The following is an 18,332-nucleotide window of genomic DNA, read 5'->3' as shown; positions in this document are numbered from 1 at the left end:
ATGTGCAACGATATTTTATCCCGGAAGAGAACTGGCAAGAGGATGCCGTAATAATCGATAAAAGTGATGCACATCATGTGATGCGAGTGATGCGCATGACAGAGGGTGACACACTGATATGTGCCCATCCGAATGGTCTTGTTGCTTTATGCAGCATTCATGCATTAGAAACTGATCATGTCCGTTGTCTTATTGATGAATGGCTGGATCAAACGGTTGAGCTTCCCGTTGACGTGACGATTGTTCAAGGCCTACCAAAAGGTGATAAAATGGAGCAGGTGCTTCAAAAAGGTACTGAATTAGGAGCAACTGGCTTTATTCCCTTTAAGGCTGATCGATCCGTCGTTAAATGGGACGATAAAAAAGCGCACCGTAAATTGCTTCGGTACGAAAAAATTGTTAAAGAAGCAGCAGAACAATCACATCGAACACGTTTGCCACATGTTTATGAACCAATGGATCTGGCGACGCTATTACAATCTACTGGTGACTATGATGTGTGTATTTATGCATACGAAGAGGAAGCAAAGACGAGTGGCCCATTCACGTCACTGGCAGCTGTTTTTCAAGAGCTTAAGCCACAATCACGTTTGCTCGTATGTATTGGACCGGAGGGCGGCTTTTCTCCAGACGAAGCCACTACATTAAAAGAGTCCGGGTTTATACCTGTTCGAACAGGACCTCGTATTTTGCGGACGGAAACCGCCGCATTATATGTATTAGCTGCTTTAAGCTATCACTTAGAAGAATTGAGGTGTCACTCATGACAACAGTTGCTTTTTATACACTTGGCTGCAAGGTCAATCATTATGAAACAGAAGGCATTTGGAACATGTTTAAAGCCAATGGTTATGAACGTGTTGAATTTGAAAAAGAAGCAGATGTCTATGTCATAAACACATGCACCGTCACAAACACAGGCGATAAAAAAAGCAGACAAATTATTCGCCGTGCTGTAAGGAAAAATCCGGAAGCGATTATTTGTGTCACTGGTTGCTATGCGCAAACATCTCCAGGGGAAATCATGGAAATACCTGGTGTTGACATTGTCGTTGGAACACAAAACAGAAAACAAATGATTCAATATATTGAAGAGCATCGAAAAACCCGTGAGCCGATTAATGGTGTCGCAAACATTATGAAAAACCGTACATTTGAAGAGATGGATGTACCTGTATTTTCTGATCGGACGCGCGCATCACTTAAAATTCAAGAAGGTTGTAACAACTTTTGTACATTTTGTATTATTCCGTGGTCTCGAGGCCTATTGCGTTCTCGTGACCCAGAAAACGTGTTAAAACAAGCACAGCAGCTCGTAAATGCTGGGTACAAAGAAATCGTTTTGACCGGTATTCACACGGCTGGATATGGTGAAGACATGAAAGATTATCATTTCGCTGATCTTTTAAGAGATTTGGAAGAAAAGGTAGACGGCTTGAAGCGCATTCGCATTTCATCTATTGAAGCGAGTCAAATTACGGACGATGTTATTCAGGCGCTTGACCAGTCCAAAAAAATTGTTCGTCACTTGCACATTCCGCTTCAGGCAGGTTCAGATACCGTATTAGCGAGAATGCGCAGGAAATATTCTACTGAATATTATCTTGAAAAAGTTGAAAAAATTAGGAAGGCGTTACCTGATTTGGCGATAACGTCGGACGTTATTGTCGGTTTTCCAGGCGAAACAGACGAAGAGTTCAAAGAAACGTACGATTTCATTGAAAAGCTTGGCTATTCAGAGTTACACGTATTCCCTTATTCTCGCAGAACAGGGACCCCTGCTGCCCGGATGGACGATCAAGTAGATGACGATACAAAGAATGAACGCGTACATCAGCTCATAGCGTTATCTGAGAAGCTTGCTAAGCGATACGCCGATCAATTTGTGAATGAACTTCTTGAAGTGATTCCTGAAGAACATTCTTCTGAACAAGGTGAGTCTAATATGCTCGTAGGGTACACCGATAATTATCTCAAAGTGAAATTTGCCGGAACCCCTGATATGATTGGTAAAATTGTCCGTGTTAAGCTTACTAAATCAGGATACCCTGTTAATGAAGCGCAGTTTGTTCGCATTATGGATGATGCAACGAATGATTATATAACGGCTACGTCTTAAGCAAAATCCGGTGTTGGCCGGATTTTGTTGTATTAAATGGGACGGTTTCAATGCCTCAGGTGCATTACTTTGTATGACGTGCTATGATGATATTGATCATCATTTAACACATTATTAGAAAGGGCGTTGATTATGCAATTAGATCTTGCCAAATATATTGACCATACTGCCTTAAAGCCTGACACAACAAAGGAACAAATTGATGTACTTATACAAGAAGCTGCTCAATATGAATTTGCATCAGTTTGTGTGAATCCGTATTGGGTCAAAAGATGTTACGATCAGCTTAAAGAAACGTCTGTTAAAGTATGTACAGTGATCGGTTTCCCATTAGGTGCAAGTGCACCTGAGGTAAAGGCATTTGAAGTCAAGCAAGCGATTAAAGACGGTGCAACAGAAGTTGATATGGTTATTAATGTCGGTGCTTTAAAAGCACATGATGATGCAACCGTAAAGGACGATATCGCTAAAGTCGTAGAAGCTGCTAGACATCAAGCGATTGTCAAAGTTATTATTGAAACATCATTATTGAACGATGATGAAAAGATCAGAGCATGTGATTTAGCGAAAGCTGCTGGAGCGGATTTTGTTAAAACATCTACAGGCTTTTCTGGTGGTGGGGCAACGGTTGAAGACATCAAGCTTATGCGTGAAACCGTTGGGTCTGACATGGGTGTGAAGGCTTCAGGTGGTGTGCGTGATCAAGAAACTGCAAAAGCAATGATCGAAGCAGGCGCTACTCGAATTGGAGCCAGTGCCGGCATTGCAATTGTTCAAGGGCGTCAAGGAGATTCAACGTATTAGGCAGAATACTATTGACCGCTTTTGTCTGTTATATTATAATAACATGAGGCATATGAGTACATATGCTTGAAGAAATTGGCTGTTGCTTCGGAGGGAGGGAAATTAGCATGTCAAATACAACTCGCGTACGTAAAAACGAGTCTCTTGAAGATGCTCTTCGTCGCTTTAAGCGCACTGTGTCAAAAAGTGGTACACTATCTGAATATCGCAAGCGCGAATATTATGAAAAGCCCAGTGTTCGACGCAAGAAGAAATCAGAGGCCGCTAGAAAGCGTAAATTCTAAAGGGTGCTGACATATGACGTTGTTGAATGAATTAAATCAAGACATGAAACAAGCAATGAAGAACAAGGATAAAGAAACATTAAGCGTTATCCGCATGGTTAAAGCGTCATTGCAAAATGAAGCGATTAATACCGGTAAAGAATCCCTTTCACAAGAAGAGGAACTAACAATACTCTCAAGAGAATTGAAGCAACGAAAAGATTCCCTCCAAGAGTTTAAAAATGCTGGACGCGATGATTTGGTCAATAAACTTGATGCTGAGATACAGATCTTAACAAAATATATGCCTGAACAGCTTTCGTCAGAAGAGTTGGAACAGGTCGTTCAAGCAACCATTTCAGAGGTTGGTGCAACATCACCAAAGGATATGGGGAAAGTTATGAGTGCTATCATGCCTAAAGTAAAAGGCAAAGCTGACGGTTCTTTGATCAATAAAATTGTACAAAAGCACTTAAAAGGATAATGAGAAAAGTCTTTGCCACTAGTGGCAAAGGCTTTTTAATTGCTTTGACTTAGGCTAATCCTATGCCTTAAAAGATGCTACGAATTAATCGCTTATGGTATAATTGTTGAAACCATTTGCATCGTGAAACGTATAAATGACTGACGGAGGAGGTGAGGAACCGTGAATACAGTTAAACGTATGACAACGATGATGATTGCTCTGTTGGTAATTGGTAGTATCGGTATTAATCTAGGTGACTATATTTATGCAGATTCGACTGGTGAAGGCAAGCAAGTATATGTCATCCCTGTAGAAAATACGGTGGAGCAAGGGCTTGAAGCGTTTTTATCACGAGCAACAAAAGAAGCGAGAGAAGCTTCAGCTGATCATATTATTTTTGAAATTGATACACCAGGTGGACGTGTAGATGCGGCAGGTCAAATTGCCAACATGCTTCAGGATCTTGATATTCCGTCAACATCTTTCATTATTAACCGTGCTTTGTCTGCTGGGTCATATATTGCGCTTTATACAGATAACATTTATATGACACCCCAAGCGACAATGGGTGCAAGTGGAATTATCAACCAGGATGGAACGGCTGCTGATAAAAAAGCACAGTCTGCTTGGTTAGCAGCAATGGAAGGTGCAGCTGAAGCGAGTGGAAGAGATCCATTATATGCTCGTGCAATGGCTGATGCATCCATTGATTTGCCTGAATATGGTGCGAAAAAAGGGGAATTTTTAACCTTAACCCCTTCATCAGCAGTAGAGGTAGGTTATGCAGAAGGGATTGTTAACCACCGAACTGCGCTCTTAAATGAATTGGGCTTAAATGGTGCAACCGTTCATGAGGTAGAGGAAACAGTTGCTGAAGGTGTGGCAAGATTTCTGACCCATCCTGTCGTCATTCCGATCCTCCTTTCGGTAGCAAGTCTTGGTCTCGTCGTTGAATTGTATTCGCCAGGCTTTGGTGTTCCAGGTATTATGGGGCTCGTGTCGCTCGTTTTATTCTTTTATGGACATATTATTGCAGGACTGGCAGGTATGGAAGCGGTAATATTACTCATATTGGGTATCGCGCTCATCATTGCAGAATTTTTTGTCCCTGGTGGAATCGTCGGATTACTTGGTGTAGGTGCAATACTTGGCTCTTTATTCTTGGCGGGCTTTGATATAGGTCATATGGCGACAAGTATTGGCATCGCTTTTATCATCTCCGTCGTTGCATCTGTTATTTTATTTAAGACGATGGGCTTAAATAAAGGGTTGTTTCGGCATATTGTACTTCAGGATAGAACGACAACAGAGCTTGGGTATGTTTCCAGCGTCAGCCGCTTGGATCTTATTGGAATGGAAGGTATTACCCAAACCCCACTAAGGCCTGCTGGTACAGCGCTATTTGATGATGAACGCCTTGATGTCGTTTCTGAAGGGGGGTTTATCGAAAGTCATAAACGCGTAAAAATCGTTAAAACTGAAGGTGTGCGTATCGTCGTGCGTGCATTGGACTAATGGTGTATGATACATACTAAAGGAGGAGTTTAAATGGATTTTCAACAAGTGCTGACTTTAATTATTATTGCAGCCATTTTAATTGTATTAGCTGTCCTGTTTACCTTTATACCGGTGATGCTATGGATTAGCGCCCTTGCTGCAGGTGTAAAAGTTGGGATTTTCCAGTTGGTCGGGATGCGTTTACGTCGTGTTATCCCGTCCAGAGTCATTAATCCGCTCATTAAAGCGTATAAAGCTGGTTTAGATGTTAAGACGAACCAGCTCGAGAGTCATTATTTAGCAGGTGGTAACGTAGACCGTGTCGTAAATGCTTTAATTGCTGCGCACCGTGCTAATATTACACTTACGTTTGAACGTGCAGCTGCCATTGATCTTGCCGGTCGTGACGTACTAGAAGCTGTTCAAATGAGTGTTAACCCTAAAGTGATTGAAACACCGTTTATTGCGGGTATTGCGATGGATGGTATTGAAGTGAAAGCGAAAGCACGGATTACTGTCCGCGCCAATATTGACCGCCTCGTTGGGGGTGCCGGAGAAGAAACGGTTATCGCTCGTGTTGGTGAAGGTGTTGTTAGTACAATTGGTAGCTCGGAAACACATAAAAAGGTACTGGAAAACCCTGATTCCATCTCACATAATGTTTTAAGTAAAGGACTTGATGCAGGGACAGCCTTTGAAATTCTTTCGATTGATATTGCCGATGTGGACATCGGGAAAAACATCGGTGCGATGCTCCAGACAGATCAAGCTGAGGCTGACAAAAACATTGCTCAAGCTAAAGCTGAAGAGCGTCGTGCGATGGCTGTTGCTAAAGAACAAGAAATGCTTGCCCGTGTTGAAGAAATGCGTGCATATGTTGTTGAAGCGGAAGCTGAAGTTCCAAAAGCGTTGGCAGAAGCATTGCGTTCAGGCAACATAGGTGTCATGGATTATATGAATTACAAAAACATTGATGCCGATACAGATATGCGTGATTCAATTGGGAAATTGAGCAAGAATGACCATGATGAAGATGACCAACAGTAATTGGAATTGGGGGTCACACAATGAACGAATTAATTGAATTAGTGTCGGCAAATTTCTTTATTATCGTTGCGGTTATTATTGGTCTAATGGGTTTCTTAAAGGACAAAACCGACAAACAAGAAGAAAGAAAGCAACCGTCGAGGTCGCAAACACAGCGGACCCCATCTGGTCCGAATGTTGAAGCCCAGACGATGCCGACGCCCAAACCAGAAAGCAGACAAACTGAAGCTGAATTGTATAAGCAATCTCAAAGAGAAGCGTTAGCAAAGCGAATGAATGTTAACAGCTCTCCGGTTGAATATGTTGAGGATGTCATGCCAACTCGGCTTCAGTCGCGGATGAACGACAATCATGCTCAAGACAATGTTCAACAACGGGAGTTAAAGAAACAGTTAAAAAGTCATTTGACTGGAAAAGGAATCATTAATGGCATTGTAATGTCAGAGATTCTTGGACAGCCACGTGCACTTAAGCCGTATCGAAGTGTGACAAAACAACGCACAGAGCGTTTATAACACATTTAATTGCTTCACAGCCATTAACAGGTCATTAAAGCCTGTTAATGGCTTTTTTTGTTCTTAATGTCATCCCTATTTCATAAGAATATATTGGGAGAGGGGGGCTCATCTTTGAACAAATGGCAACAACGGATAAAACCCTGGCTCGTTAATCATCTGGCCCTTCCGTCAGATACGATGCTTGAATTACCAAGAATTACTGTTATCGGACATCTTCACGTTTATATTGAAAATCATAAAGGGCTTGTTGTGTACACAGAAAAGGAATTAACCTTAAAAACAAATCATGGTCATATTAAAATTCAAGGACATACATTCGTGATTAAGATGATGTTACCAGAAGAGATATTGCTGGAAGGGACGATTCAACACATCAGCTTGATTGAGTCATAAATTGTTAAGTGAAAGTAGGGGGACAGTATGCGGCAAATACAAGGAACATTCTTTACTGGATATGTAACGATATCAGTAGCAGGCGCATATCCAGAGCGCTTTTTTAATAAACTGGTGGCCCATGGTATATCTGTATGGAACATGAAAAAAGAAAGCGCAACAGTATGCTCTGGGAATATTAGGTTACGTGATATATCTAAAATGAGACAACTGAGAAGGAGAAGTCATTATAAAATCACGTTCACAGCCCAAAAAGGCTTTCCAGTACGTTTTCGTCGATTTAAATCAAATACGCCATTTGTATTAAGCTTATGTGTGAGCTTACTTTTAATCGTTGTATTATCGAACCTAGTGTGGAAGGTTGAAATTACAAATGTACCTAAAGAATTAGAAGAAAAAATATATGCACAACTCGATCATTACGGCGTTCATGAAGGTGCATGGGCGCTTTCCTTGGATGAGCCGAGTATTATACAGCGAAAGCTCATTGAAGATATTCCAGAACTATTATGGATTGGTGTGCATAAAAAAGGGACAACCTATTTCCTTGAAGGTGTGGAAAAGATCGTTGTAGAAGAAGAAGCGCCTCCAGGACCGCGTAACCTCGTCGCTCGAAAAAGTGGTGTTATTGAAAAGGTATATGTATCAAAAGGGCTTCCCAAAGTTCGTGTAAATGATTATGTCGAGAAAGGAGACATACTCGTTTCAGGAGAATTAGGTCCTGAAGAACGAGAAGATGATGAAAACGATGATACGGACAAGCCCAAAACACGCGTTGCCGCAGATGGAGAAATTATTGCCAAAACATGGTATGAGACGACCGTAACGATTCCTCTTGACTATATAAATGATCAATTAACAGGTGATAAAACAACACAATATAGCTTATCAATTGGGAGTCTTACATTGCCTATTTGGGGGTTTAAACAACCAGATTATGAAATGAGTTATGAAGAAGTTCATAATCACGATATATACGTCTTAAAATGGAAGCTCCCGATTGAATTTAATAAAACGGTTGTGAGCGAAACTGAACGTCAACAGGCAACAAGAACGAAGCAAGAGGCCATAAAAAAAGGGATCGCTCAGGCGCAAAAAGAACTCCAACTTAAAATTGGTCCACAAGCGGAGATTATTTCTAAGAAAATTTTGCATGAATCAACGGAGCATGGTAAAGTTAAACTAATCTTATATTTGACAGTAGAAGAAGATATATCAGAAATTGAACCTTTAACTCAAGGAGATTGATTATGTCGGAAAATCTGCATGCCATTGATTTGCGTTTAACTGGAGCAACTGAAGCACTCGCTCTGTTTGGTACAAACGATAAACATTTAAAACACCTTGAAGAAAAGCTTCATGTATCTATCGTGTCTCGAGGTGAACAGGTGAGGGTGTCTGGAGCAGAACAAGATGTTACCCATGTCCAGGATGTCCTTCTTAATTTACTTGTTTTAATTAGAAAAGGCTTAACCATCTCTGAGCGTGACGTCGTTTATGCAGTTGATTTGGCTAAGGCGGGAAAAATTGACCAGTTTGAAACGTTATTTGAAGATGAAATAACGAAAACGCACAAAGGTAAAGGCATCCGTGTTAAAACACTCGGGCAGAAAAATTACATTAAGTCTATTAAATCGAGTGACCTTGTGTTTGGGATAGGGCCAGCCGGTACTGGTAAAACATATTTAGCAGTCGTTATGGCTGTACATGCTCTGAAAAACGGATTTACAAAACGAATCATACTAACTCGGCCTGCTGTCGAAGCAGGAGAGAGCCTTGGTTTTCTTCCTGGTGATTTAAAGGAAAAGGTAGACCCTTACCTCCGACCATTGTATGATGCCCTCCATGATGTTTTAGGGACTGAGCACACAGCGCGGTTAATTGAACGAGAGGTTATTGAAATTGCCCCACTCGCGTATATGCGGGGGAGAACCCTAGATGATGCATTTGTAATTTTAGATGAGGCGCAAAATACGACACCTGAACAAATGAAGATGTTTCTCACACGACTAGGCTTTGGCTCTAAGATGATCATTACTGGTGATATTACGCAAGTCGATTTACCGAGAGGAACGACGTCTGGTTTGCGTGTTGCGAGTCGCTTATTAGCTTCGGTCCAAGGTGTTGAATTTGTCTATTTAGATCAAACAGATGTTGTAAGGCATCCATTAGTCCAAAGAATTATTGAAGCATATGAAAAAGAGAACACTTAAATCAACCGTAAGACCCCGTTAAGCGGGTCTTATTTTGCATATTAAATCGTCTCATAAATAGGGGGGTGGGTTATGGTGCCTATTAAAAAAATGTTAACCTGGCTAGGTCGCATGAAAGCGAGATGGTTTTCAATCATAATACCGGCTATTTTTCTTGGTGTGCTATTTTTTCTTGCTACGTTTAACAATGTGTATACCGAAACGTATGATATCGAACGATTTGCGATAGCGAAAGAAACCATTCGGTCACCTATTACGGTTGAAAACAAATCGGAAACAGAGCGAAAAATGCGGGAAACGATCGCTTCCGTCGAAGACCGATACACCATATCCACAGAAGTGACGAAAGAGCGCATTGCATACGTTGAAGAAATATTTGATGCCATTACAAAACTCGAGGATGAGCAGAATGAGAATCCTGAGGAATTGAATGAAGAAACAGACGTTATTCAATTGACGGCATTAGAAAAGGTTGAACGACTGAAGCAAATATTATCTGATGAAATTACGAAGTCTGTTAATGAGGGTGCATTTTTTCAGCTGGTTGAAGCGTCCCCAAAAGAGCGTCAAGAGGGTGAACGTGTCTTTAAAAGAATTTTGTCTGACACACTTGCTAACGGTGTGCGTGCTCAAAATATTAAAACAACGGCTAATGATGTGAAGCAACATCTGAATTATTCTAATTTATCGAGTGGTATGATTCAGGCGTTGTCAGAGATTAGTAATTTTGCAGTTACAGAAAACGCGTTTTATGATGTGGAAAAAACGATGCAGGCCGAAAAAGAAGCCGCAAGTAGTGTTGAGCCTGAGGTGATTAGAGCTGGTGAAATCATTGTTAGAGAAGGGCAACGTATTACAAATGAAACATATGAGGAACTTCAATTAGTAGGTCTTTTAAACAAGGATCGCAATGTGTTTCCTTTAATTGGACTTATTTTATTGCTTTTGCTCATCTTAACTGTCTTAATCTATGAAATGAATGGTCTTGATCAGAAGGACCGTTTAGACAGAGGTACAGTCATCACGGTATTACTCGTCAGTCTTATAACAATTGGTTTAATGAAAGTTGTAAGTCTGTTTACAACTGAAGTCAATCAATTATTTTATGTTGTACCGATCGCAACAGGCGTATTACTCGTCAAACAGCTTATTCAAGAGAGACTTGCCATCGTATTGGCGATTATGTATGCTGTTATTGGAAGTGTTATTTTTAACGCAGAAATCCCTGGCTCGCTCAACTTTGAAGCAGGTATTTACTTTTTGTTTTCACAGTTGGGTGCCATTATTTTCTTAATGAATGTGAAAGATCGCTTATCCATTATGAGAGCCGGAATTGGTATGGCGTTCATTAATGTCGTTACAATTATGCTATTCGTTTTTTTATCGTTTGAGAAGTATGCATGGAGTGATCTCATTTTTCAGAGCGGCTATGGAATTGCATCTGCATTTTTATCTGCTGTACTCACATTAGGCCTTATGCCGTTTTTTGAAACATCTCTCGGTATTCTGTCTGATATTAAGTTGCTATCATTATCTAACCCAAACCATCCGTTATTGAGAAAGATTTTAATGGAAGCACCTGGGACATATCATCATTCGGTAATGGTTGCGAATCTAAGTGAAGCAGCATGTGAGGCAATTGGAGCAAACGGCTTGTTGGCACGGGTAGGCGCTTATTATCACGATATTGGAAAAACGGTTAGACCGCATTTTTTTATCGAAAATCAAATTGGAATGGCGAACCCTCATGATCGTATGGATCCACGTGAAAGTGCAGATATTATTATAAGTCATCCATATGATGGTGCTGATATGTTAAAGCAGCATAAAATGCCTAAGGAAATCATTGCCATTGCAAATGAACATCATGGTACATCGTTGCTAAAATACTTTTATTATAAAGAAAAAGAAACAGCTGTCCATGTGGAAGAGTCGGCTTTTCGTTATCCAGGTCCGAAGCCTAAAACGAAGGAAGCGGCAATTGTCTGTATATGTGATTCAGTAGAAGCTGCAGTCAGGTCGATGAGTGAACCGACGGAAGAGAAGATCGAACAACTGGTATCGAGCATTATTGATGACCGGTTAATGGACGGTCAACTTGATGATTGTTCACTGACGATGAGGGATTTAAATACGATTGAACAAGCGATATGTGAAACATTAAAAGGGATATTCCATTCACGTATTCAATACCCTGTGGAGGAGGTCAAATAATATGCATATAGATTTTCATGACAATACAAAGTCCGTATCTGCTGACATCGTCGATACGATCCAACAGTTACTTCTGTTTGCCGCCAAAAAAGAAGGGATTGCAAGAGAGGCAGAGATATCTGTTAATTTTGTAGATGATAACGAAATTCAAGCACTTAATCGTAATTACAGACAGCTTGATAAGCCGACTGATGTTCTTTCATTTGCTTTACAAGACGTGGTTGATGAGGAGTTAGACATTATTGGTGAAGATAGTATACCGCTTGCGCTAGGTGATATCGTTATTTCTGTAGACACAGCAAGTCGGCAAGCAGATGAATATGGGCATTCTGATGAGCGGGAATTCTGTTTCTTAGCGCTTCATGGCTTTTTACATTTATTGGGCTATGATCATATGAATACTGAAGATGAAACCATTATGACTGAAAAGCAAAATGAATTGCTGGAGTCTTTTGGCATTGGCCGGTAAAGAGCAAAAGACAGGAATTGGTCTGTCTTTTGCATTGAACGGAATTGCCTACGTTATTAAACAAGAACAGAATATGCGCATTCATATGGTTGCTGCTATTTTAGCGATTATATGTGGCGTCGTTTTACAAATTAGTAAGGTCGAATGGGTGCTCATCACCGTTGTGATTGCATTGGTGATGGTGACTGAAGTGATTAACTCCTGTATTGAGTTAATGATGGATTACATAAAGCCTGACTATCATGTGCTAACGAAGCACATTAAAGATATGGCTGCCGGTGCGGTTCTTTTGGCGGCAATTGCTGCAGCGATAACGGGATTTATTATTTTTTTACCTAAACTTCTCGATATACTGACTTAAAAATGGCTCCGTATGGCTATAACGTTACGGATACTAAATTTTAAATTAAGCTCGGAGGATACAACATGACACAGGATCACAAATCGGGTTTTATCTCAATAATTGGGAGACCGAACGTTGGAAAGTCGACTTTCCTTAATCACGTAATCGGTCAAAAAGTAGCAATTATGAGTGATAAACCGCAGACAACACGAAATAAAATACAGGGTGTCGTGACACAGACGGATGCCCAATTTGTTTTTATTGATACGCCAGGTATCCATAAGCCGAAACACCAACTAGGTGATTTCATGGTTAAAACTGCGCAAAGCACGTTAAATGAAGTGGATGCTGTTTTATTTATGATCAATGCAGCCGAAGGATACGGTAAAGGTGATCAATTTATTATCGACAGACTACAAAATGTTAATAATAGTCCTGTTTTTCTTATCATCAATAAAATAGATCTTGTGACACCTGAGCAATTATTTTCTTTAATCGAACAATATAAAGACAAATATGATTTTGCTGAGGTTGTTCCGATCTCTGCAAAAGAAGATAATAATGTAAATCATTTGCTTGAAGTGCTAAAAGCGTATTTACCGTCGGGTCCTCAATATTACCCAGTGGATCAAGTAACGGATCACCCAGAGCGGTTTATTATGAGTGAAATGATACGAGAAAAAGTTCTTGAACTCACTCAAGAAGAAATTCCTCACTCAATTGCAGTTGTTATTGAGACGATAGAAAAAAAGCATTCTGACCTTGTTCATATTCATGCCGTTATTTTAACGGAAAGAAAATCTCAAAAGGGGATTTTGATTGGTAAACAGGGAAGCATGCTGAAAAATATTGGCAAAAAAGCACGTGCCGATATTGAAACACTTCTCGGTACAAAGGTTTATTTAGAGTTATGGGTAAAGGTTCAAAAGGATTGGCGAAACAAACAAAGTCAGCTTCGTTCTCTTGGGTATGATAATGACACGTATTAGATCTGGTAAATTTTTATACTCATGGTTTGTCTGTGTGGGGTCATTCTAAACGTACACACATGTTCAAACACACAAAGAAAGGTGGGGTTTCTTGTGATTGATTTGACTTGGAAGTTATTTAGTCAGACAGGAAACATTGAAACCTATTTACTCATGAAAGAACTAGAGAATACGACCGATACACCTAATACGGACATTGATACCGAATCTCGTCATACACCTTTATCTGATTAACGGTCTTTATTAATAGTGAGAATAGGTGAGCTGTGTGCTTGAAAAAATAAAGGGGATCGTCTTACGAACACAAGATTATGGAGAAACGCATAAAATTGTAACAATTATGAGTCCACAAGTAGGGAAATTCTCTGCAATTGCCAGAGGTGCAAATAAACCGAGGAGTAAAATGGCTGCTTTAACGCAGCCTTTCATATATGTTGATTGTTTAATGTATATTAACAGGAATGGTTTAAGTACACTCCAACAAGGAGAAATCATTCATTCATATCGCGGTATTCGCGAAGATATTATTAAAACAGCTTATTCAGCCTATATTGTTGAATTAACGGATAAACTATTAGATCGTTTTCAGCCAGATCCATTTATGTTCAAACAGTTATATTTGACGTTGAAACGAATTGATGAAGAGGCAGAATCAGCCATTCCAATAATCATGTATGAATTAAAAATGTTTGCCAAAGGTGGGTTTTCCCCAATACTTAACCATTGTGTCCTGTGCGGACGCTCACAATTTCCATATGCATTTTCTGTTGCTGAAGGCGGATATTTATGTTTGCAGTGCCGTCAGCACGATCAGCATGCGGTAACATTACCAGATACTTTAGCTAAATGGCTAGTCGTTTTTGCGGAAACAGACATAGAACGGATTGGCTCAATATCCGTTAAGGCAGAAAATATTAAGCTGCTACGAACAATTCTAGATGGCTATTATGATCAATATGGTGGTTACAATTTAAAGTCTAAACGGTTCTTGCAGCAACTAAACCGTCTCGAATAATTGATTGACAAACATGTGTGGGTGCATTATGATTTGAATAACAATGAATATGATCTTTTTGCTTTGAAGGAGAATAGTACCTAATGCAAGGATAACAGCGATTTCGGAACAGTGGAAGCCGAAAAAAGTCATTAGGGAATGGCACTCTGGAGCATCCTAATAAAGTGGTCCATTTTGGGCAAGTAGGGTGGAACCGCGGGTGAAATCCCGTCCCTATGTCAGATATATGACATAGGGGCGGGGTTTTTTAACTGTTTTATGAACAAACACACTTGAGGAGGCATGAATTAATATGAACATTCAAAGTATGATTTTAGCACTACAAACGTATTGGTCAAAACAGAATTGTATCTTAATGCAATCTTATGATGTAGAAAAAGGGGCAGGTACGATGTCTCCGATGACATTGCTGCGCAGTCTAGGCCCAGAACCGTGGAATGTCGCTTATGTTGAGCCGTCTCGACGGCCAGATGACGGAAGATATGGGCAAAATCCGAATCGTCTCTATCAACATCATCAATTCCAAGTCGTTATGAAGCCGTCACCAGATAACATTCAAGAATTGTATTTAGATTCTCTCAAAGCACTTGGTATTGATCCGTTAGAACATGATATCCGTTTTGTCGAGGATAACTGGGAAAACCCTACGCTCGGTGCCGCAGGGCTTGGATGGGAAGTATGGCTTGATGGTATGGAAATTACACAGTTCACCTATTTTCAGCAAATCGGTGGCCTCGAAGCTAACCCTGTATCCGTCGAGTTGACTTACGGTATTGAACGTCTCGCATCTTATATACAAGATAAGGAAAATGTATTTGATCTTGAATGGACCGACGGCGTGACTGTTAAAGATATCTTCCTACAGCCGGAATATGAACATTCAGTGTACACATTTGAAGAATCAGATGCAGATATGTTGTTTCAATTATTTTTAATGTATGAAAAAGAAGCTGGACGCATTATGGAAAAGGGACTTGTTTTTCCAGCTTATGATTATGTGTTAAAGTGCTCACACACGTTTAATTTATTAGATGCTCGCGGCGTCATTTCCGTAACAGAACGGACTGGCTACATATCACGTATTAGACAATTGGCACGTCGTATCGCGAAAGCGTATGTTGCAGAACGCGAACGTTTAGGATTTCCAATGCTGTCAAAGGAGGTACAATAATGGCCAAGGATGCGTTATTTGAAATTGGACTTGAAGAATTACCAGCACGATTTATCGATCAAGCTGAGTCGCAGCTGCGTCAACAAACAGAACAATTTTTGAAGACACAGCGTTTGTCTTATACATCATTACAATCTTTTTCAACGCCCCGTCGTTTGGCAGTGTTGATTCAAGGATTAGCTGAGACACAAACGACAATCGAAGAAGAAGTGAAAGGACCAGCTGCAGCAATTGCGCGTGATGACGCAGGTAATTGGACAAAAGCAGCAATTGGTTTTACAAAAGGGCAAGGTGTGACGGTTGACGATATCTACGAAAAAGAGATAAAAGGTACGGCATATATTCATGTGAAAAAGAAAATTGAAGGAAAGCCGACGCTTGATCTTTTACCACAATTTGAAACGATCATTACAGCAATTCAATTTAATAAAAATATGCGCTGGGGAGAAGAAACATTACGCTACGCCCGGCCGATACGCTGGCTCGTTGGGATGTATGGTACAGACGTGATACCTTTTAACATTACCGGGGTACATTCAAGCAATGTCACGTATGGTCATCGCTTCTTAGGTGGAAAAATCATACTCAATGAAGCAAATGACTATGTTGATGTTCTGAAAGCACAATACGTCATTGTGGATTCAAGTGACCGTGAAGAGATGATTATGACACAAATTAAAGAGGTAGCGACTGAAAAAGGTATTCACGTTCCAGTTGATCACGATTTACTTGAAGAAGTTCGTAATCTTGTTGAATTCCCAACCATTTTTGTAGGTGCGTTTGATAACAACTTCCTTGAGCTTCCGGCAGATATATTAATCACTTCAATGAAAGAGCATCAACGATATTTTCCCGTGAAAGATCAAGATGGAAAGCTGTTACCATTATTTATTGGTGTCCGCAATGGGGATCATCATGCTCTAGAAACCGTCATTAGAGGTAATGAAAAAGTGCTTCGTGCGCGGTTATCAGATGCACAATTTTTCTATGAAGAAGATCAGAAAACCCCATTAGATATTCATTTGGAAAAGTTGGACCGAGTTATTTTCCAGGAAAAGCTGGGTACACTTGCAGATAAAGTGGTACGCGTTCGTCACATAGCTGGTAAGATTGCTGATAAAATTGATTTGACTTCAGAGGTACAAGCACATGTAGAACGTGCTGCGCATTTATGTAAATTTGATTTAATGACGCAGATGGTCAACGAATTTACTGAGCTTCAAGGGGTTATGGGAGAAGACTATGCCCTTAAGTATGGTGAGCATCCAGGTGTCGCTGCTGCTATTCGTGAGCATTATTTACCTAAACATGCGAGTGGTGCGTTACCTGAAACAGTTGAAGGATCGGTGTTAAGCATCGCTGATAAGCTTGATACCATCACAGGCTGCTTAGCAGTTGGTTTAAAGCCTAGTGCTTCTCAAGATCCATATGGTCTTAGACGCCAAGCGACAGGAATTTTACGTATTCTTGAGGAGAAAGGCTGGTCTGTTGAGCTTGAAGATTTACTCGATATTGCCATTAAGCTCTATGCTTCACTTGATTTGGTTCAAATGAGTGAACAACATATAAAAGAAGAGGTTATAGCATTTTTCCATACACGTGCCTCTTATTTATTAAGAGATCATCAAATTGAACAAGATGTTGTTCATGCTATTATTCATCACAAAATTGGTCGTTATCCATATGCGGTAGAGAGAGCACACTTATTATCCGTGAAACGGCATGAGGCATCATTTAAGCCAACACAGGAAGCGCTCGTCCGTGTACTAAACATCTCTAAAAAAGCTGAAACATCACATATAGATCCAGATCTTTTTCAAACAGATTCTGAACGCGCACTTTATGAGGCATTCACAAGAATAAGTCCATTAGTTCAATCAGCACAAGAAGAGGCAAACGCCGCAGATGCACTTCATCATTTAGAAAAATTGACTGAACCCATTCATCACTTTTTTGAACAAAATATGGTCATGGCTGATGATGCTCGCGTTCGTAAAAATCGCTTGGCGTTGTTACATGCCATTGCAAATGTTATATCAAATTATGCGGATTTATCATTGGTGGAATGGAAGCAACAATTTTAAATTGGATTCGAATAGAACCTTTATGAAGGCTGGGACTATGAAATCCAACTCCCGCTATGTCATAATTGCATGTAGGTGATGAAAAGTGGAATTATCAAAGAGGCAAGAGCAAATTATAGAAATTGTAAAATCAAACGGACCAATTACAGGGGAGCATATTGCCAGTCAGCTTAATCTAACACGGGCGACGCTCCGCCCTGATCTGGCCATTTTAACGATGGCCGGATTTCTTGATGCAAGACCTCGTGTAGGTTATTACTATACAGGCAAAACAGGGAACGAGTTGTTAACGGAAAATATTAGGCGGCTCAAGGTGCAAGATTACCAATCTGTTCCGATCGTTATTAAAGAGCATACATCTGTCTATGATGCGATCTCAACAATGTTTCTTGAAGATGTTGGCACATTGTTTGTCGTAAACGACGAGGCATGCTTAATTGGTGTTTTATCGCGTAAGGATTTATTAAGAGCGAGCATGGGGCAACAAGATTTAACAGTTGTACCCGTTCATATCATAATGACACGTATGCCAAACATAACGGTGTGTCGTCGTGATGATATGGTTATCGATGCAGCTCGAAAAATGATCGATAAACAAATTGACGGGTTACCCGTCGTTAAAGCCGTTGAAGGTGGCCTTGAAGTTGTTGGTCGTATCACGAAAACAACGATCACAAACGTATTTGTAGAGTTGGTTACAGGTGATCATGTTTAAAGAAGGGAGCTT

General features: G+C 40.2%; 20 protein-coding genes. All 20 read left to right on the top strand.

Annotated features, from left to right (window positions below; all coding sequences use genetic code 11):
* Positions 1 to 2: 2 nt before the first annotated feature.
* The 20 genes from HPC67_RS06935 to ccpN all read left to right on the top strand — a co-directional run bounded on the left by HPC67_RS06935 (position 3) and on the right by ccpN (position 18,320).
* Positions 3 to 767 carry a 16S rRNA (uracil(1498)-N(3))-methyltransferase gene (locus HPC67_RS06935; protein WP_217586750.1) on the top strand — a complete coding sequence of 255 codons (765 nt, stop codon included), beginning with the start codon at positions 3 to 5 and terminating at the stop codon, positions 765 to 767.
* Positions 764 to 2,119, top strand: coding sequence for a tRNA (N(6)-L-threonylcarbamoyladenosine(37)-C(2))-methylthiotransferase MtaB (mtaB, locus tag HPC67_RS06930; protein WP_217586749.1), 1,356 nt, complete (start codon positions 764 to 766; stop codon positions 2,117 to 2,119). The genes HPC67_RS06935 and mtaB overlap by 4 nt, the downstream gene beginning before the upstream one ends.
* 132 nt (positions 2,120 to 2,251) lie before the next feature.
* Positions 2,252 to 2,923, top strand: coding sequence for a deoxyribose-phosphate aldolase (deoC, locus tag HPC67_RS06925; RefSeq protein WP_217586748.1), 672 nt, complete (start codon positions 2,252 to 2,254; stop codon positions 2,921 to 2,923).
* Between the two features lie 107 nt (positions 2,924 to 3,030).
* Positions 3,031 to 3,207 carry a 30S ribosomal protein S21 gene (gene rpsU, locus HPC67_RS06920; protein WP_217586747.1) on the top strand — a complete coding sequence of 59 codons (177 nt, stop codon included), beginning with the start codon at positions 3,031 to 3,033 and terminating at the stop codon, positions 3,205 to 3,207.
* A gap of 13 nt (positions 3,208 to 3,220) precedes the next feature.
* On the top strand, positions 3,221 to 3,670 hold the full coding sequence (locus HPC67_RS06915; RefSeq protein WP_217586746.1) for a GatB/YqeY domain-containing protein: 450 nt from the start codon (positions 3,221 to 3,223) through the stop codon (positions 3,668 to 3,670).
* A 189-nt stretch (positions 3,671 to 3,859) separates the two neighbouring features.
* The gene (locus tag HPC67_RS06910; protein ID WP_246569839.1) at positions 3,860 to 5,167 is read left to right on the top strand and encodes an NfeD family protein; all 1,308 of its coding nucleotides are present in this window, start codon (positions 3,860 to 3,862) and stop codon (positions 5,165 to 5,167) included.
* A gap of 33 nt (positions 5,168 to 5,200) precedes the next feature.
* The gene (gene floA / locus HPC67_RS06905) at positions 5,201 to 6,196 is read left to right on the top strand and encodes a flotillin-like protein FloA (RefSeq protein ID WP_217586745.1); all 996 of its coding nucleotides are present in this window, start codon (positions 5,201 to 5,203) and stop codon (positions 6,194 to 6,196) included.
* A 20-nt stretch (positions 6,197 to 6,216) separates the two neighbouring features.
* Positions 6,217 to 6,711 carry a hypothetical protein gene (locus HPC67_RS06900; RefSeq protein WP_217586744.1) on the top strand — a complete coding sequence of 165 codons (495 nt, stop codon included), beginning with the start codon at positions 6,217 to 6,219 and terminating at the stop codon, positions 6,709 to 6,711.
* Positions 6,712 to 6,825: 114 nt separating this feature from the next.
* Positions 6,826 to 7,107: a sporulation protein YqfC gene (gene yqfC / locus HPC67_RS06895; RefSeq protein WP_217586743.1), complete on the top strand. Its 282-nt coding sequence runs from the start codon at positions 6,826 to 6,828 to the stop codon at positions 7,105 to 7,107.
* A 27-nt stretch (positions 7,108 to 7,134) separates the two neighbouring features.
* Positions 7,135 to 8,355: a sporulation protein YqfD gene (gene yqfD / locus HPC67_RS06890; RefSeq protein ID WP_217586742.1), complete on the top strand. Its 1,221-nt coding sequence runs from the start codon at positions 7,135 to 7,137 to the stop codon at positions 8,353 to 8,355.
* A 2-nt stretch (positions 8,356 to 8,357) separates the two neighbouring features.
* Positions 8,358 to 9,320 carry a PhoH family protein gene (locus tag HPC67_RS06885; RefSeq protein ID WP_217586741.1) on the top strand — a complete coding sequence of 321 codons (963 nt, stop codon included), beginning with the start codon at positions 8,358 to 8,360 and terminating at the stop codon, positions 9,318 to 9,320.
* 72 nt (positions 9,321 to 9,392) lie between these two features.
* Positions 9,393 to 11,534, top strand: a complete 2,142-nt coding sequence (locus HPC67_RS06880; protein ID WP_217586740.1) for an HD family phosphohydrolase — start codon at positions 9,393 to 9,395, stop codon at positions 11,532 to 11,534.
* Between the two features lies 1 nt (position 11,535).
* Complete coding sequence (gene ybeY / locus HPC67_RS06875) at positions 11,536 to 12,003, top strand: rRNA maturation RNase YbeY (protein ID WP_217586739.1); 468 nt, start codon at positions 11,536 to 11,538, stop codon at positions 12,001 to 12,003.
* A complete protein-coding gene (locus HPC67_RS06870) occupies positions 11,993 to 12,364 on the top strand; it encodes a diacylglycerol kinase family protein (RefSeq protein WP_217586738.1) in 372 nt (123 codons plus the stop codon). Before ybeY ends, HPC67_RS06870 begins: the two co-directional genes overlap by 11 nt.
* A 65-nt stretch (positions 12,365 to 12,429) precedes the next feature.
* On the top strand, positions 12,430 to 13,335 hold the full coding sequence (gene era, locus HPC67_RS06865) for a GTPase Era (protein ID WP_217586737.1): 906 nt from the start codon (positions 12,430 to 12,432) through the stop codon (positions 13,333 to 13,335).
* A gap of 93 nt (positions 13,336 to 13,428) precedes the next feature.
* On the top strand, positions 13,429 to 13,569 hold the full coding sequence (locus HPC67_RS06860; RefSeq protein WP_217586736.1) for a YqzL family protein: 141 nt from the start codon (positions 13,429 to 13,431) through the stop codon (positions 13,567 to 13,569).
* Between the two features lie 34 nt (positions 13,570 to 13,603).
* Positions 13,604 to 14,350 (top strand): DNA repair protein RecO, encoded by a 747-nt coding sequence (gene recO, locus HPC67_RS06855; protein ID WP_217586735.1) that lies wholly within the window; start codon positions 13,604 to 13,606, stop codon positions 14,348 to 14,350.
* A 292-nt stretch (positions 14,351 to 14,642) separates the two neighbouring features.
* The gene (glyQ, locus tag HPC67_RS06850; protein WP_217586734.1) at positions 14,643 to 15,521 is read left to right on the top strand and encodes a glycine--tRNA ligase subunit alpha; all 879 of its coding nucleotides are present in this window, start codon (positions 14,643 to 14,645) and stop codon (positions 15,519 to 15,521) included.
* Positions 15,521 to 17,605 carry a glycine--tRNA ligase subunit beta gene (glyS, locus tag HPC67_RS06845; RefSeq protein WP_217586733.1) on the top strand — a complete coding sequence of 695 codons (2,085 nt, stop codon included), beginning with the start codon at positions 15,521 to 15,523 and terminating at the stop codon, positions 17,603 to 17,605. The genes glyQ and glyS overlap by 1 nt, the downstream gene beginning before the upstream one ends.
* 85 nt (positions 17,606 to 17,690) lie before the next feature.
* Positions 17,691 to 18,320, top strand: a complete 630-nt coding sequence (gene ccpN / locus HPC67_RS06840; RefSeq protein WP_217586732.1) for a transcriptional regulator CcpN — start codon at positions 17,691 to 17,693, stop codon at positions 18,318 to 18,320.
* Positions 18,321 to 18,332: the final 12 nt, after the last annotated feature.

Origin of the sequence: Lentibacillus saliphilus, from assembly GCF_019093865.1 — a bacterium.
Classification (GTDB): Bacteria; Bacillota; Bacilli; order Bacillales; family Amphibacillaceae; genus Lentibacillus_B; species Lentibacillus_B saliphilus.
The sequence above is the reverse complement of the archived record's forward strand: the minus strand, read 5'-3'. Positions and strand labels throughout refer to the sequence as shown.

What these genes read in the sequence shown, in the direction of transcription:
- HPC67_RS06885 (WP_217586741.1), top strand. Translation starts at nt 8,358, where the DNA reads ATGTCGGAAAATCTGCATGCCATTGATTTGCGTTTAACTGGAGCAACT.
- glyS (WP_217586733.1), top strand. Translation starts at nt 15,521, where the DNA reads ATGGCCAAGGATGCGTTATTTGAAATTGGACTTGAAGAATTACCAGCA.
- HPC67_RS06880 (WP_217586740.1), top strand. Translation starts at nt 9,393, where the DNA reads ATGGTGCCTATTAAAAAAATGTTAACCTGGCTAGGTCGCATGAAAGCG.
- HPC67_RS06910 (WP_246569839.1), top strand. Translation starts at nt 3,860, where the DNA reads ATGATGATTGCTCTGTTGGTAATTGGTAGTATCGGTATTAATCTAGGT.
- HPC67_RS06915 (WP_217586746.1), top strand. Translation starts at nt 3,221, where the DNA reads ATGACGTTGTTGAATGAATTAAATCAAGACATGAAACAAGCAATGAAG.
- deoC (WP_217586748.1), top strand. Translation starts at nt 2,252, where the DNA reads ATGCAATTAGATCTTGCCAAATATATTGACCATACTGCCTTAAAGCCT.
- era (WP_217586737.1), top strand. Translation starts at nt 12,430, where the DNA reads ATGACACAGGATCACAAATCGGGTTTTATCTCAATAATTGGGAGACCG.
- rpsU (WP_217586747.1), top strand. Translation starts at nt 3,031, where the DNA reads ATGTCAAATACAACTCGCGTACGTAAAAACGAGTCTCTTGAAGATGCT.
- glyQ (WP_217586734.1), top strand. Translation starts at nt 14,643, where the DNA reads ATGAACATTCAAAGTATGATTTTAGCACTACAAACGTATTGGTCAAAA.
- HPC67_RS06900 (WP_217586744.1), top strand. Translation starts at nt 6,217, where the DNA reads ATGAACGAATTAATTGAATTAGTGTCGGCAAATTTCTTTATTATCGTT.
- mtaB (WP_217586749.1), top strand. Translation starts at nt 764, where the DNA reads ATGACAACAGTTGCTTTTTATACACTTGGCTGCAAGGTCAATCATTAT.
- floA (WP_217586745.1), top strand. Translation starts at nt 5,201, where the DNA reads ATGGATTTTCAACAAGTGCTGACTTTAATTATTATTGCAGCCATTTTA.
- ybeY (WP_217586739.1), top strand. Translation starts at nt 11,536, where the DNA reads ATGCATATAGATTTTCATGACAATACAAAGTCCGTATCTGCTGACATC.
- yqfD (WP_217586742.1), top strand. Translation starts at nt 7,135, where the DNA reads ATGCGGCAAATACAAGGAACATTCTTTACTGGATATGTAACGATATCA.